Here is a 15,080-nt window from a genome sequence, read left to right on the forward strand (position 1 = left end):
ATAAGAAACAAGAGAAAGGAGAATGCAATGTATTTATCACAACAGGATGCGGCATGGGCTGCTGAGACAATGGAAAAAATAAAAAAGAAGATAAAGCCTGTGACAGAACGCAGCCGCGGCAAGATACCGTATACCACGGTGGACGGCGTCTTCGATGACCGGTCCGGAAGCCAGGATATCTCCTGGTGGACCAACGGCTTTTGGGGCGGTATGATGTGGCAGCTTTACGCTTTGACGGGTGATGAGCTCTACCGGGAGACGGCTGAGGAACTGGAGAGAAAGCTGGATGCGGTGCTGATGCGTGCAGACGGCCTGGACCATGACAATGGTTTTAAATGGCTGCCAACTGCTGTGGCGGACTACAGGCTGACGAAGAATCCAGAGTCCCGGAACAGAGCCCTGCTCGCTGCCAATAACCTGGCAGGCAGATTCAATCTTGCCGGCAACTTTATCCGGGCATGGAATGACTGGGGAGAGGATGATCACCGCGGATGGGCGATTATCGACTGTATGATGAATCTCCCGCTGCTTTACTGGGCCTCCGAGGAGACGAAGGACCCCAGATTTCAGCAGATCGCTGTGGCGCATGCCAATATGGCGCAGCAATGTTTCGTGAGAGAAGACGGTTCCGTCAATCATATTGTGGAATTTGATCCCTTTACAGGAGAGAGGGTGCGAAGCTATGGGGGGCAGGGCTATGAGACCGGTTCTTCCTGGACCAGGGGACAGAGCTGGGGCTTATACGGCTTTGTGCTGAGCTACATACATACCGGTGACGGGCATTATCTTAACACGGCAAAGAGGATCGCCCATTACTTTATGGCCAACACGCCGGAGAACGGCCTGATTCCCGTTGATTTCCGGCAGCCGGCCGAATGCGCCTGGGAGGATTCCACTGCGGCGGCGATCGCGTCCTGCGGTCTGATCGAGCTTTCCAGGCACACGGAGGGCAGAGACAGCAGCCTCTATAGAAACGCCGCGCTGAAGATGTTAAAGGCCCTCGACGCGTCCCGCTGCTGCTGGGAAACGGAGAAGGATCATCTGCTGGAGCGGTGTACGGCGGCTTACCATGATAAAGAACATGAAATTGCCATTATTTACGGTGATTACTATTTTATTGAGGCAATATGGAAGATTGCTGGTGAAGATTTGTTTATTTGGTAATACAAAAGTTGCAGTTACTGCCGATAATACGAATTATGTCATGTATTATCGGTATTTTTATGTCTAAAAAGGACGTGAGCTATTTAAAAATCTGTTTATTCTGACTCTTTTATCTGGAAAACGCACTTCCTTTCTCGCACAATGCAAGCTATTCCCCAATCTCGCAAAATTAAGTCCACCATAATTCGTATTATATTTCCAAAATCAAAATCTGGTTTTTCCAGGTAAAGATAAATGAAGAAAATGGAGGATTAAAAAATGAAGAAAAGAAGATTGGCAGCGGGTGTTATGGCGGCGGTTATGGCAGCAGGTATCGTTGCAGGATGCAGCAGTACAGGCGCCGGAGCCAAAGGAAGCCAGGAGGAGAAGGTGACCATTAAGGTTGCCCTGTGGGATTATTCCAATACCGAATATTACAAGACCATGTTTGATGCATTTACGGCAAAGTATCCCAATATTACCGTTGAACCGGTCGAATTCTCTGCGGATGAGTACGACAACACGGTGATCACACAGCTGGGCGGCAAACAGGACTTCGATGTTGTGTTCACAAAGGGAACACCTGCACTGAGCGCACTGGTGGAACAGGGACACGTTCTGGCGCTGGATGATCTTATGGGGAAGGACGCCTCTTTTCAAAAGGATGCGTATTCCGGTCTTGTGGACCAGCTTCAGCTAAACGGCAAGACGTATGGAGTTCCGTTCAGAAAAGACAATAATATGATTTTCTATAACAAAGACTTATTCGACAAGGCCGGCGTCCCTTATCCCGAGGACGGCATGACGATGAAGGAATACCATGAGCTGGCTGCCATAATGACGAGCGGAATGGGAAATGACAAGGTCTACGGCGCCCATGTCCATACGTGGCCCAGCAATGTGTCCGAGTTCGCCAGACGAGTCGAAGAATTTGACGTTCTCGATACGGACAGCTATGAAAATCTGGTGCCGTATTATAATGAGATTCTGGCCATGCAGGACGAAGAAGTTGTTCAGGACTACGGTATGCTGAAGTCCTCCAACATCCATTATTCCGGCGTATTCTATAACCAGCAGGCGGCTATGCTTCAGATTGGAACCTGGTTTATCAACATGTGCGTGGAAAATGTAAAAGACTTCAACTGGGGTGTCTGCAGCCTTCCAAATGACAAAGGAATCGGCAATGAGGCCGCGATCGGCGGCGTGACTCCGGTATCCATCGGGGCGTATGCAAAGCATCCGGAAGAGGCGTGGACCTTTATCAACTATATCTGCGGAGAAGAGGGGGCAGAGGTCCTTGCAAAACAGGGAATTGTCCCAGGCTACAACTCCGATCAGGTCAGCCAGATCTTTGATGATATTCCCAAAACATCGCCCAATGCTCCGGAAGGCTTATCAAAGTATATTGATATAGATAAGTATGTAGTGGAGCAGCGTATGGACAGGCTTGCCAAGGAAATTGATAACATTTACCAGGAACAGCACAGCGCCATCATGACAAAGAGTGTGACTGTGGAGGATGGTCTCCGGAAGATGGCAGAGAGAGTTAAGGAAGCGCAGTCCAAGTAACTGGAGAAAGGCGGACATATGAACAGAGATAACAGCGCGGCCCAAATATCGAAGAAACGGTCTCTGGCCAGAAAAAAGAACTTAGTCGCATACTCATTTATCCTACCTAATTTAATCGGATTTTTCATTTTTACATTTATACCGATTGTCTTTTCCCTGCTGCTCAGTTTTTGCGAATGGGATTCCGGGAATCCGGTTAAATTCGTAGGTTTAAAGAATTTTATCACGATGTTTACCAATGATTCAAGCTTTTGGATTGCTTTGAAAAACACCCTTTATTATACGGTCGTGACAGTGCCTGTAACGCTGGCCTTATCGCTGTTTCTGGCCATTCTGATGAACAAAAACTTAAAGGGCCGGGTGTTTTTCCGCTCCGTTCTCTTCTTCCCGTACGTGGCTTCCCTGGTAGCCGTGGCAGTGGTCTGGATGGCATTATTCAATCCGGACCGCGGCCCGGTCAACGGGCTTCTGATGGCGCTCGGTGTGTCCAATCCGCCGAGATGGGCGGCGTCTACGACCTGGGCTATGCCGACGATCATCGGTTTGACCGTGTGGAAGGGGATGGGGTACTACATGATTGTCTATCTGGCCGCCCTCCAGGGCGTATCGGGGGATTTGTACGAGGCGGCTTCTCTGGACGGAGCAGGCAGATGGCAGCAGTTCCTCCACATTACGTGGCCCTGCGTAACCCCTACTACGTTCTTTATTTTGATGATGCTGATGGTATCCACCTTCAAATCCTATGATATTATGTATATCACGACACAGGGAGGACCCGGCGAGGCAACCAAGGTTCTGGCTTACCATATTTTCAACAGCGCGTTCGTAAGCTCCAGGTTTGGTTACGCCAGCGCGGTGGCCATGGTTCTGTTCGTCATTATCATGGGTGTGACACTGATTCAGTTTAAAGGTGAGAAACGATTTACAAGTTATTTATAAGGAGGCAGCAGTATGAAGCAGGCAGATAATAAAAATTCGGCTGTCTCTGCGGTTAAGACAGCGTTTATGTACGCAGCACTGATTATTATGGCGGTTATTATGCTTATTCCCTTTGCATGGATGCTGTCGGCATCCTTAAAGTTCGAGAAGGATGTATTCTCCTTTCCGATCGTATGGATACCGCCCGTTCCCCAGTGGAGCAACTATGCAGAAATATGGAAGAAGGTTCCGCTTCTGACGGGCTTTTTCAATACGACGAAGCTGACGGTATGCACCACCGTTTTGCAGCTGGTCACGTCGAGCTTTGCAGCCTATGCATTTGCGAAGCTGAGCTTTAAGGGGAGAGATACTATTTTCATGATGTACGTCATGACGATCTCAATACCATGGCAGGTTTATATGGTTCCCCAGTACAAGATGATGACGCTGTTCGGCCTGACCGACAGCCATCTGGGCATTATTCTGATGCATGCGTTTACAGCCATGGGAGTATTCCTGATGAGACAGTTTTTTATCGGAATCCCCAACGAACTGCTGGAGGCGGCGAGAATCGACGGTCTGAGTGAGTACGGAATCTGGGCGAGGCTGATGCTTCCGCTGTCGAAGCCGGCGATCGCCACTCTGTGCATTACCTCATTTACCTTTGAGTGGAACGATTTTATGGGGCCGTTAATCTATTTGTCTTCCCAGAAAAAAAAGACCATTCAGCTGATGCTGCGTATGTTTAACAGCCAGTATTCCTCCAACTATGCCCAGATTATGGCCGCGGCCACGGTTGCCCTGATCCCGGTCCTGATTCTGTTTATCTGTTTACAGAGGTACTTCGTGGAGGGCGTGGCGAGTTCCGGTATCAAGGGATAGAAGCTAATTCAGGAAAGAAAAGGAGACGGGATGAAATATTTGGAAAATGTGACCTTTGAGGATTTCTCCTCCGTGGAAAGCTCAGAGCAGAAGCTGAAGACAGATATTGACTGCATCAGGAGAATCGTAGACGCCGTGGAGCGGCAGGAGGTGGGAGCGTATGATTAGGACATTCTGCACCCATGAAATCCGAAAAGTCCGGGAATTGAGCGGCAGCCTGTGGGAATTTTCGCCCTGTACAGGTGATCTGGCAGGCAGAAAATACCGGACGGCGGTTCCGTGCTGCTGGGAATCCATGCCTGATTTTTCCTCTTACAGGGGAGTCGGCGTGTTTTCCAGAGAGATCGAGACGGAAGGGGCATTCCGGCTGGTATTCAAGGGCGTCAGCCATACGGCAAGAGTGTGTCTCGATGGAAGGGAGATAGGCAGCCATTATAATGCTTATACGCCATTCGCCGTGGCTGTCACAGATGTGATGGCCGGAAGGCACCTGCTGGAGGTCTATGCAGATAATACGTTCGGCGAGGCCAGCGCACTCCACATACCCAATGACTACATGAGCTACGGCGGCATCAGCCGCGGTGTCCTTCTGGAGGAATTGACGGATACGTATATTGAATACATTCACGCAGTCCCGATCATGGAGAAGGACGGCTGGAAAGCCCTGGTTTCAGTGAAGGTTAAAAATTGGTCCGCGGCCGGGAAAGCATGCAGGCTGAATCTGGACCTGGCCGGGATTGCCTCTGAAGCCATAAAACTGACACTGGAGGCCCGCGGGGAGAAAACCGTGGACTTTCAATTGTCCGCGGCAGAGGCGGAGGTCTGGGAGATCAAAAACCCGAAGCTCTATACAATCCGGGCCACGCTTTCGGATGAAAACGGAGCGTTTGACGACCAGATCGACCGCATGGGATTCCGCGAGATTAGGACGGAGGGCAAAGATATTCTTTTAAATGGGAAGAAGCTGCGTATCAGGGGATTCTGCCGCCACGAGGACCATCCGATGTTCGGCTGCGCCCTGCCCTATGCGGCAATCCAGCAGGATCTGGAGACGGCCATGGATTTAGGGGCCAATGCCATCCGTACCGCTCACTATCCCAACGACGAATTGTTTCTTGATCTGTGCGATGAGCAGGGAATTCTGGTATGGGAGGAAAACCATGCCCGGGGGCTGACGCTGGAGCATATGCAGAATCCGAATTTCGAGCGCCAGGCGGAAACGTGTATCGAGGAAATGATCACGGCTCATATCAATCACCCGTCTGTCATTATCTGGGGCATTTTAAATGAGTGCGCCAGTGATACGGAGTACGGCTATGAGTGCTATAAGAAGCAGTACGACTTGATTAGGCGCATGGATTTTTCCAGACCGAGGTCGTCTGCAAGCTGTAAATTTAAGACGGACATCTGTTTCGGGCTTCCGGAGATTGTCTCTTATAATCTTTATCCGGAGTGGTATCATGAGACGCCGGCCAATGAGTATGTGAAGGATATCTATGACTGGGTTCAGCGTGAGAGCGAAGGAAGCGGCAAGCCGTTTCTGGTTACTGAGATCGGTGCGGGCGCCATCTATGGTTTCAGAAGCCACACTCTGTGCAAATGGTCGGAGGAATATCAGGCAAAGGCTCTGGAGAACCAGATTACGGCGGTTCTTGAGCAGGAAGGCTGCAGCGGTATCTTTATCTGGCAGCTCTGTGACGTGAGGGTCAGTGACGAGTGGTTCACCAGCCGCCCCCGCACCATGAATAATAAGGGGATTGTGGATGAATACAGGCGGCGCAAGCTGGCCTATGATGTGGTAAAACGGATTTACCACGCTTACGAAGATAAATGACAGGGAGAGCAGCAGGGGAAAACCATGTTTAGAAAAACGCGGTTTTCCCCTGCTGTTTTTTAAAACCCTGTTCCTCTTTCCTTTAATAATTCCTGCATAGTTGGATTTATTTTCCTTATTGAGAATTATTTTCAATAAGGTACTTGATTTTTTATTCGGATTAGCATATACTAACTACTGTAAAGAAAATTAAATTGAGAATGATTTTCAAAATTAAGCAGAGGTGGTGAATATGATGCCTTTAACCATGGTAAGAACCGGCGAAGCACAGGTAATACGTAAAATCGGCGGGAACGAAGAAACGAAACGTTTTCTGGAGAATCTTGGTTTTGTAACGGGCGCAGTGGTCACCGTGGTATCGACAATCAGCGGAAATATGATAGTCAATGTCAAGGATTCCAGAATCGCAGTGAATCAGGATATGGCAAAAAAAATTATGGTTTAACAGGAGGAAAAGAGGATGCAGACCTTGAAGGAAATTCCATGCGGCACGACCGTAACCGTGAAGAAGTTAAATGGAGAGGGCGCAGTCAAACGCCGGATTATGGATATGGGGATCACAAAAGGCTGTTCTGTATTTGTCAGGAAGGTTGCACCGCTCGGGGACCCGGTGGAAGTAACGGTGCGAGGGTATGAACTTTCTTTGAGAAAACAGGATGCGGAACTGATTGTGGTAGAGTAAAAGATCAGGGAAGGGCGGACGCCCTATATTTTAAGAACGAGAGTTAGAGATGGCTAACTAAAGGAGGAACAAGAGTATGGCAATCCGTATTGCACTGGCAGGTAATCCGAACTGCGGAAAAACCACCATGTTTAATAACTTAACAGGCTCCAACCAGTATGTTGGAAACTGGCCTGGGGTTACGGTTGAGAAGAAGGAAGGGAAGCTGAAGGGAAAGAAAGACATCATTATCACCGACCTTCCGGGAATTTATTCCCTGTCACCGTATACACTGGAAGAGGTCGTAAGCCGTGACTATTTAATTAATGAGAGACCGGATGCGATTATTAACCTGGTGGACGCCACGAATCTGGAACGTAACTTATATTTGACGACACAGCTGCTGGAGCTGGGGATTCCGGTTGTCATCGCCCTGAACATGATGGATCTGGCGGTGAAGAGCGGTGATAAGATCGACGAGAAGAAGCTGGCGGCAGCGTTTGGCTGTGAAGTGGTTGCTACCTCCGCTTTAAAAGGCGAGGGACTGACTGAAGTGGTAGACCGTGCGGTTCGTCTGGCAAATGCCAGGACCATTCAGGTGCCGAAGCATGAGTTTTCCAGAGAGGTGGAAGGCTATTTGGCCGATATCGCAGACCTCCTTCCCAATTCCGTTCCGGACCATCTGGTGCGCTGGTACAGCATCAAGCTGTTCGAGCAGGATGAGAAGGTCCTGGGTACGACCCCGCTTTCTGCCGATTCCTCGAAGCGCATCGTGGAAATTGTGAAGGATGCCGAGAAGCAGATGGATGACGATGCGGAGAGTATCATCACCAACGAGAGATACGAATACATATCGAAAATCATTACGGGCTGTTTAAAGAAGAACCGAAAGGGAATGACCGTTTCGGACAAGATTGACAGGATTGTAACGAACAGAATCCTGGCGCTTCCGATCTTCGTGGCCGTGATGTTTGTGGTCTATTACGTTTCCGTCACATCGCTCGGAACCATTGTTACCGACTTTACCAACGATACGCTGTTTGGCGCATGGATCCAGCCGGCCGTTCAGAGCCTACTGGAGACCGCAGGCGCTTCCGAATGGCTCGTTTCCCTGGTTGTGGATGGTATCATCGGAGGTCTGGCGGCTCCAATCGGATTCGCTCCTCAGATGGCGATTCTCTTCCTGTTCTTATCTGTCCTGGAGGACTGCGGATACATGGCGAGAGTTGCATTTATCATGGACCGTATTTTCCGCAGATTCGGATTATCGGGAAAGAGCTTTATCCCGCTGCTTATCTCTTCCGGATGCGGCGTTCCGGCCATCATGGCCACTAAAACCATTGAAGATGATAAAAACCGCCGTATGACCATTATGACATCGACCTTCGTTCCCTGCGGCGCAAAGCTTCCGGTTATCGCACTGGTAGCAGGTGCGATCATGGGTGGGGCCTGGTGGATGGCACCCAGCATGTATTTTATCGGAATTGCATCGGTTATCGTATCCTGTATTATTTTAAAGAAAACGAAAATGTTTGCAGGTGATCCGTCACCGTTCGTAATTGAACTTCCGCAGTACCACGTTCCGTCAGTGAAGACCGTGCTGCTTCACGTATGGGAGCGTGTATGGAGCTTCTTAAAGAAAGCGGGAACAATCCTGTTCCTCTGCTGTATGGTGATGTGGTTCCTGGCTACGTTCGGTGTGGAAAACGGCGCCTTCGGCATGGTTGAGGATATGGAAGCTTCCTTCCTCGCGATCATCGGCACCTTCCTCGCTCCGATCTTTGCGCCTCTGGGCTTCGGCAGCTGGCAGGCGGTTGCCTCCTCCCTTTCCGGATTTGTGGCAAAGGAGGGCATCGTCAGCACCATGGGTGTCCTTGCCAATATGGCGGAAGCGACGGAGAGTGACGCCGCTCTGTGGCAGTACGTTATGACTGATTTCTTCCACGGAAGCGCCCTTGCAGGATTTACCTTCCTAACCTTTAACTTACTGGATTCTCCGTGTCTGGCTGCAATCAGCACCATGGCGAAGGAGATGGGAAATAAGAGCTGGACCGCGTTTGCAGTTATCTTCCAGAATGTATTTGCTTATGCGGTATGCTTAATGATCTATCAGCTGGGATCATTCGCCATGGGCGGTGGTTTCGGTATTGGAACAGCCTCTGCTGTTATTGTTCTTGCTGTAACTCTGTATCTGCTGTTCCGTCCGGCTCCGAAGGCTGACAAAAAGACAGGAGCCGCAGCGGCCAGAATTTAAGCAGATGCACAGGGACCTGGAGGACGGACTACCAGGAGACTGAATAGAAAAGAGGGATACTTATGGTAACTTGGATAGCTGCCAATGCGGCGACAATTATGATATCACTGATATTACTCGTATTGACGGGACTTGCGATCCGTTCCGTGTATAAGAACCGGGGAACCTGCAGCTGCGGAAGCAAGAGCGGCTGCGGAGGACAATGCAGTTGCTGCCATGGCTGCGCTCCAGGCCATAAGCCGCGCTCATAACGGGGAGGTTGATAAGATGAATCAGGCTGATATCCTCGAAGAGAAACGCGCCTATGTGATTCGGGAATTAAAGAAAAACGGCTGCAGAATCACAAACCAGAGACAGATTCTGATTGACGTGATTCTGCAGGACGAATGCTGCTGCTGTAAGGAAATGTATTATCAGGCACTGGAAAAGGACCCCACGATCGGAATGGCCACTGTTTACCGGATGGTGAAGACCCTGGAGGAGATTGGACTGATCCAGAGAAAGAACCTTTACCGGATAGACGGAGACAGCGCCAGCGCCTGACGGGATCAAAAACCCGGGCAGGAGAAGCGCTGACGGTGCTCAATGAGAATAACAGGAACCGGCGTGGTACCCGTGCAGACAGCTGCAGGGCGCCGCGGCCGGTTCCTTCGTTTTCGGAATACGGACCGGGAGTGGACTTATGGAAAAAAATCGTATATGATAGAAGCGATACACACGGGATGAAATGGGGAGAAACTGCCATGTATGAGTCCGGAGAAAATTATCTGGAGACGATCCTGCGTCTGAGAGAGAAAAATGGGACGGTGCGTTCCCTCGATATCGCCCACGAACTGAATTTCAGCAAACCAAGTGTGAGCCGTGCCATCGGAATCCTGAAGGAGGCAGAGGAAGACGCCTGCCGCATGGAACATATTATCAGTGAGGAAGTATTTTTGGGAATTAAAAGATTTATGAGCGAGCAGAGCCTGTAGGTTTCTGCTTTTCTTTATCTTTGAATGTAACTTTTTGAGAAAAACGGAGTCTATATAGGTGAAGGCGGTTTCGAGTGAAGAAAAAACAAAGGAGAGACGTCCGTGGGAGTGAGATTTGAAGAAGTTTACCAGAGGCAGAAAAACGCGGTATACGGTTACCTTTCCTATATGACGAAGGATAAAGATACGGCGGAGGATTTGGCGCAGGAGACCTTTTTGAAGGTCTATCTGGGGCTTAAGGGCTTTAAGGAGGACTGCAGTGAAAAGACGTGGTGCCTGACGATTGCGCGGAACACCTTTCTTTCCTTTGCCAGAAAGAAACAGCCGGTTCTCCTGGAAGAGGCCGACATACAACGGCTGGAGGCCGGGTATGAGAGCGGACCGGAGGAGAAGCTTTTGAAGGAAGAAAAGGCAAAACTGATCCGGGAGGTGCTTTCTTCCTTAAATGCCGACGACAGGACGATCATCCTGCTTCGCGATTATGAAAAGATGGCGTACGCGGATATTGCCAGAGTGACAGGGCTTTCGGAAACCGTGGTAAAGGTCAGGCTTCACAGGGCCAGGCTTAAGTACCGGAGCCGGTATGAACAGAGAGGAGGTGACAGCTGTGGCATGTGATTACAGAGATCGGGTACTGGAGTATCTGCGGGGCAATATCGAGGACCCGGAAGTGGAAAAGCACCTGGAGGAATGCGGGGAATGCCGCGCGCTGGTCGAGGGGTATCTGGAGAAAGGGAAGGAGCTGGACATACCGGAGGCCGGATATAGCGGTACGGATGAGGGGCTTAAGGAGCGGGTGGTCCATTTTGAAAAAGGAACCAGAAGGATCCTGGTGTTCACCCTGGTGGGATTCGTGCTGGGCTGGTTTTCCATCACTTATTTTACGGATTCCTTTCTTGTGACAAAGGTGATTCTGGCCATCCCGTACAAGGCCAGTGAGATGCTGCACAATCTGTTTCATGCGCAGCCCTACGGCTATTACAGCGGGAACGGCATGTTTACGGAGTTCAATGAATTCTTCCCGGGAAGAGGCCTTCTTACGTTTCTGGCGGAGCGGATTACGCCGGTTATGATCGGGGGCGCTGTCTATGGCAGCCTCGCCTATTTTACCGGAGATTCGAAGATCTTTACGCTGCGGCGCTATCTGAAATTTGCAGCCGTCTGGGCGGCTGTAGTCCTTCTGTGGACGGGGGCGCTGTTAAAGGCGGACACCGTAATGGCGGCAAAGGATGACCGTATGGAGGACGTAACCGGATTCTTTCTGGCGACCGAAATCCGGGGAAACGGCTACTATGAAGAGGATAAGCCGGGAGGGAATGACACCATTTTCCGCATTCTTCGGGATGCACTTTACCAGGACGGGAATCCCCTGGAACGCTTAAGCCCTGATGTGCGGGTACCCGAGGATGAACTGCAGCTTCAGATCTTTCTGGGAAAACACCGGCAGGATTCCATGATCTGTGAGGTAAATCCGAAGGAGCATTATCTGGTGACGGAGCACGGTACGGTATACCGGGTGCCGGAAGAATTCTCCAGATATATGGTTCGGTACCAGGAGGACTGTTTGGAGTCCTTATATGATGAATACGACGGGGAGGAGACGCTGACAGATGAAGAAATTGGCGGAATGGAGAATTAAAACGAAAAAAGACTGGATCCTTGCGTTCCTGTTTACGGCCCTGATGGTCTATGTGGTGGCGGTCCGCTTTTTTCACTGGAAGATCCTCAATTTTATGCAGAAGTTCATGCCGGATAAGATGAGTACCATGAACCTGCCGGAGGGATATGGAACAGTGCTGTTCTGCACTTTAGGCATGGCGGTGATCACGATGGCAGTGCTTGCGCTTGAACACCAGAAAAAGAAGTATATAGTGGCGGCGGGGCTGGCCGGATTCCTGATTGCCGACTGCGCGCTGGGCGGCTTCGTATTACACTGCCGCCTGATCGTACAGCGGGGGTATGAGGAACCTGCGGCTTCCGCCTGGATCGCTTTACGTGATGAGAATGAGAATGTGAATCTGGCGTCCGGAGACGAGACTCTGGCGCGGCTTCAGATGCTGGCATTTTCCCTGGAGAGGCAGCCGGCCGAGAGACAGGCGGAGCTGAAAAAGCTGGTGAGAGAAGGGAAGCAGGCCCGTTCGTTTGTCTGGTTCTCCTTTCCGGAGAAATATTTTCACGGATACGATCCCATATTTAATATAGAAGAAGGACTGATTTATATGGACCGCGGGGATCAAAATATGGTGTTTTACAAGGATAACGGTTTCATTGAGTGCGTAGAAGAACTGAAAAACACCATGATTGAGAAAAAATGATGAAGTACAATAAGGGTCTCCAGCTTGACTTTACAGGCGGTTTGTGACAAAATAGGTAGTTGTAATGAATGAAAAACCTGGAAAGAAAAGAGGTCCTTAAACGATATGACAAAGATTGATATTATATCCGGCTTCCTTGGAGCCGGTAAGACGACTTTTATTAAAAAACTGCTGGAGGAGGCCATCTCCGGAGAGCAGGTGGTTTTAATTGAAAATGAGTTCGGGGAGATCGGCATCGACGGGGGATTCTTAAAGGATTCCGGAATCGAGATCCGTGAGATGAACAGCGGCTGCATTTGCTGCTCCCTGGTCGGTGATTTTGGAAAGTCCCTGGCGGAAGTGCTGACCAAGTACAAGCCGGATCGTGTGATCATCGAGCCGTCAGGCGTGGGCAAGCTTTCTGATGTCATGAAGGCAGTCAGAGATGTGGCGGCGGAGATCGAGGTTACCTTGAACAGCGCGGTTACCATCGTGGATGTGGCGAAATGCCGGATGTACATGAAGAATTTCGGCGAGTTCTTTAATAATCAGATCGAGAACGCAGGAACGGTTGTTTTAAGCCGTACCGACATTACTGCCATGGACAAGGTAAATCAGGCTGTGGAACTGATCCGTGAGAAGAATCCGAAGGCCGTGATCGTCACAACGCCATGCAGCCAGTTAAGCGGCGCCCAGCTTCTGGAAATCATCGAGAAGCCGGATACGATGGCGGAAGACTTAATGAAGGAAGTTAAGGAGCACCGTCATCACCATCACGACCATGACGGCGGGGCGTGCGGCTGTGGGCATGATGAGGAAGAGTGCGGCTGCGGCCATGATCATGAGCACCATCATCATCACGACCACGATCATGAAGCAGAGGAATGTGGCTGCGGCCATGACCATGAGCATCATCACGACCACGATCATGAAGCAGAGGAGTGCGGCTGCGGCCATGATCATGAGCACCACCACCATCACGACCACGATCATGAAGCAGAGGAGTGTGGCTGCGGCCACGATCATGAGCACCATCATCATCACGACCACGATCATGAAGCAGAGGAGTGCGGCTGCGGCCATGACCACGATCACCATCATCATCACGACCACGATCATGAAGCAGAGGAGTGCGGCTGCGGCCATGATCATGAGCACCACCATCATCACGACGGCGAGGCCTGCAGCTGCGGTCACGATCACCACCATGCGGACGAGGTATTCACCAGCTGGGGCCTTGAGAATGTTGCGGCCATGAAGAGGGAAGACTTAGACCGGATTCTGGACGAACTGGCATACGGTGACCAGTACGGCGAGGTGCTTCGCGCCAAGGGCATGGTTCCTGGAGAGAAAGAGGGAAGCTGGCTCTATTTCGACCTTGTACCGGAGCAGTATGAGATCCGTGACGGATCACCGGAATATACCGGCAAGGTATGCGTGATCGGCGCAAAGCTGAAAGAAGACGAATTAAAGAAAGCGTTTGGCAGGTGAGAAGATGGAGTACACGGATACATTAGATGACGATTTTATGCCGGTGTTTCTGATCAATGGATTTTTAGAAGCCGGTAAGACCCAGTTTCTCCAGTTCACCATGCAGCAGGATTATTTTCAGACCGATGGAAAGACCCTGCTGATCGTCTGCGAAGACGGTGATACGGAGTACGATACAGAACTGTTGAAACGCACCAAAACGGCAGGTATATTTATCGAAAGCATGGACGAGCTCACGCCGGAGCGTCTTCTGGAGCTGGAGCTACTCTATAATCCGGAGCGCGTCTTAATTGAGTGGAACGGCATGTGGAATCAGGATGACTTACAACTGCCGGACGACTGGCGTGTATATCAGCAGATTACCATTATTGACATGTCCACCTTTGACTTATATGTGGCGAATATGAAGCCTCTGCTGTATGCCATGATTAAGAATTCTGAACTGGTTATCTGTAACCGGTGTGACGGGATCGAAGATTTATCAGGCTGCCGCAGGACCCTTAAATCCATGTGCCAGAGAGGCGAGATAGTCTTTGAGGATTCAGAGGGAGAGATCGACGAGATCGCGGACGAGGATCTGCCTTACGATATGAGTGCGGACGTGATTGCAATTTCGCCGGAGGCTTACGGCATCTGGTATATTGACTGTATGGACAGGCGGGACCGCTACGAGGGAAAGATTGTGGAATTTACGGCCATGGTATTAAAGAGCCCGGATTTTCCGAAAAATTACTTTGTCCCGGGACGTATGGCCATGACCTGCTGTGAAGCCGACATGACGTTCCTCGGATTTGTCACGAAGGCCAGAGAAGCGAAGGACTTACAGACGAAGCAGTGGGTAAAGGTCCGGGCCAGGATCGCCTATGAATTCTGGAAGGACTATGAGGGCGAAGGCCCTGTGCTCTATGCGGAGTCCGTCCAGCCGGCGGAGCCCATCCGGGCCGTGGTACAGTTTTAACAAAACAAGCTTAACGGCAGTGGCGGGCGGAGAGAAATCGGTATCCCCCACTGACATGAAGTCAAGCCGCGCATCTATAAGAGGTAGTCGCACTCTTTGAAA

Annotated in this window: 17 protein-coding genes; all 17 read left to right on the forward strand. The window is 50.4% G+C overall.

From position 1 onward, the window contains the following. The first annotated feature begins 27 nt into the window (after positions 1–27). The 17 genes from H8S75_RS02710 (at position 28) to H8S75_RS02790 (ending at position 14,978) form a co-directional block, all read left to right on the forward strand. Positions 28–1,164, forward strand: a complete 1,137-nt coding sequence (locus tag H8S75_RS02710; protein WP_187019125.1) for a glycoside hydrolase family 88 protein — start codon at positions 28–30, stop codon at positions 1,162–1,164. A gap of 258 nt (positions 1,165–1,422) precedes the next feature. Then, positions 1,423–2,712, forward strand: a complete 1,290-nt coding sequence (locus H8S75_RS02715) for an ABC transporter substrate-binding protein (protein WP_187019127.1) — start codon at positions 1,423–1,425, stop codon at positions 2,710–2,712. An 18-nt stretch (positions 2,713–2,730) separates the two neighbouring features. Further along, on the forward strand, positions 2,731–3,651 hold the full coding sequence (locus H8S75_RS02720) for a carbohydrate ABC transporter permease (protein WP_187019128.1): 921 nt from the start codon (positions 2,731–2,733) through the stop codon (positions 3,649–3,651). A gap of 12 nt (positions 3,652–3,663) precedes the next feature. Next, the gene (locus H8S75_RS02725) at positions 3,664–4,512 is read left to right on the forward strand and encodes a carbohydrate ABC transporter permease (RefSeq protein WP_002603458.1); all 849 of its coding nucleotides are present in this window, start codon (positions 3,664–3,666) and stop codon (positions 4,510–4,512) included. Between the two features lie 30 nt (positions 4,513–4,542). Further along, entirely contained in the window at positions 4,543–4,680 is a 138-nt protein-coding gene (locus tag H8S75_RS02730; RefSeq protein WP_187019130.1) for a hypothetical protein, read from the forward strand. Next, the gene (locus H8S75_RS02735; RefSeq protein WP_187019132.1) at positions 4,673–6,346 is read left to right on the forward strand and encodes a glycoside hydrolase family 2 protein; all 1,674 of its coding nucleotides are present in this window, start codon (positions 4,673–4,675) and stop codon (positions 6,344–6,346) included. Before H8S75_RS02730 ends, H8S75_RS02735 begins: the two co-directional genes overlap by 8 nt. A gap of 232 nt (positions 6,347–6,578) precedes the next feature. Then, positions 6,579–6,791, forward strand: a complete 213-nt coding sequence (locus H8S75_RS02740) for a FeoA family protein (RefSeq protein ID WP_002603461.1) — start codon at positions 6,579–6,581, stop codon at positions 6,789–6,791. A gap of 15 nt (positions 6,792–6,806) precedes the next feature. Continuing rightward, complete coding sequence (locus tag H8S75_RS02745; protein ID WP_025530593.1) at positions 6,807–7,028, forward strand: FeoA family protein; 222 nt, start codon at positions 6,807–6,809, stop codon at positions 7,026–7,028. Positions 7,029–7,104: 76 nt separating this feature from the next. Next, positions 7,105–9,261, forward strand: a complete 2,157-nt coding sequence (gene feoB / locus H8S75_RS02750) for a ferrous iron transport protein B (protein ID WP_187019134.1) — start codon at positions 7,105–7,107, stop codon at positions 9,259–9,261. A 62-nt stretch (positions 9,262–9,323) separates the two neighbouring features. After that, positions 9,324–9,512, forward strand: a complete 189-nt coding sequence (locus H8S75_RS02755; protein ID WP_081034280.1) for a FeoB-associated Cys-rich membrane protein — start codon at positions 9,324–9,326, stop codon at positions 9,510–9,512. A 16-nt stretch (positions 9,513–9,528) separates the two neighbouring features. Continuing rightward, the gene (locus H8S75_RS02760; RefSeq protein ID WP_002603465.1) at positions 9,529–9,804 is read left to right on the forward strand and encodes a transcriptional repressor; all 276 of its coding nucleotides are present in this window, start codon (positions 9,529–9,531) and stop codon (positions 9,802–9,804) included. Positions 9,805–9,839: 35 nt separating this feature from the next. Continuing rightward, a complete protein-coding gene (locus tag H8S75_RS33555; RefSeq protein WP_432764170.1) occupies positions 9,840–10,235 on the forward strand; it encodes a metal-dependent transcriptional regulator in 396 nt (131 codons plus the stop codon). A 102-nt stretch (positions 10,236–10,337) separates the two neighbouring features. Continuing rightward, entirely contained in the window at positions 10,338–10,853 is a 516-nt protein-coding gene (locus tag H8S75_RS02770) for an RNA polymerase sigma factor (RefSeq protein WP_187019136.1), read from the forward strand. Beyond that, complete coding sequence (locus H8S75_RS02775; RefSeq protein WP_187019137.1) at positions 10,843–11,874, forward strand: zf-HC2 domain-containing protein; 1,032 nt, start codon at positions 10,843–10,845, stop codon at positions 11,872–11,874. Before H8S75_RS02770 ends, H8S75_RS02775 begins: the two co-directional genes overlap by 11 nt. Next, positions 11,846–12,550, forward strand: a complete 705-nt coding sequence (locus H8S75_RS02780; RefSeq protein WP_187019139.1) for a hypothetical protein — start codon at positions 11,846–11,848, stop codon at positions 12,548–12,550. Before H8S75_RS02775 ends, H8S75_RS02780 begins: the two co-directional genes overlap by 29 nt. Positions 12,551–12,655: 105 nt before the next feature. Next, positions 12,656–14,020 (forward strand): CobW family GTP-binding protein, encoded by a 1,365-nt coding sequence (locus tag H8S75_RS02785; RefSeq protein ID WP_187019141.1) that lies wholly within the window; start codon positions 12,656–12,658, stop codon positions 14,018–14,020. Positions 14,021–14,024: 4 nt separating this feature from the next. Beyond that, positions 14,025–14,978 carry a TIGR03943 family putative permease subunit gene (locus H8S75_RS02790; protein ID WP_187019142.1) on the forward strand — a complete coding sequence of 318 codons (954 nt, stop codon included), beginning with the start codon at positions 14,025–14,027 and terminating at the stop codon, positions 14,976–14,978. Positions 14,979–15,080: the final 102 nt, after the last annotated feature.

The organism is Hungatella hominis (genome assembly GCF_014288005.1).
In the GTDB taxonomy this organism is placed as follows: Bacteria; Bacillota; Clostridia; order Lachnospirales; family Lachnospiraceae; genus Hungatella; species Hungatella effluvii.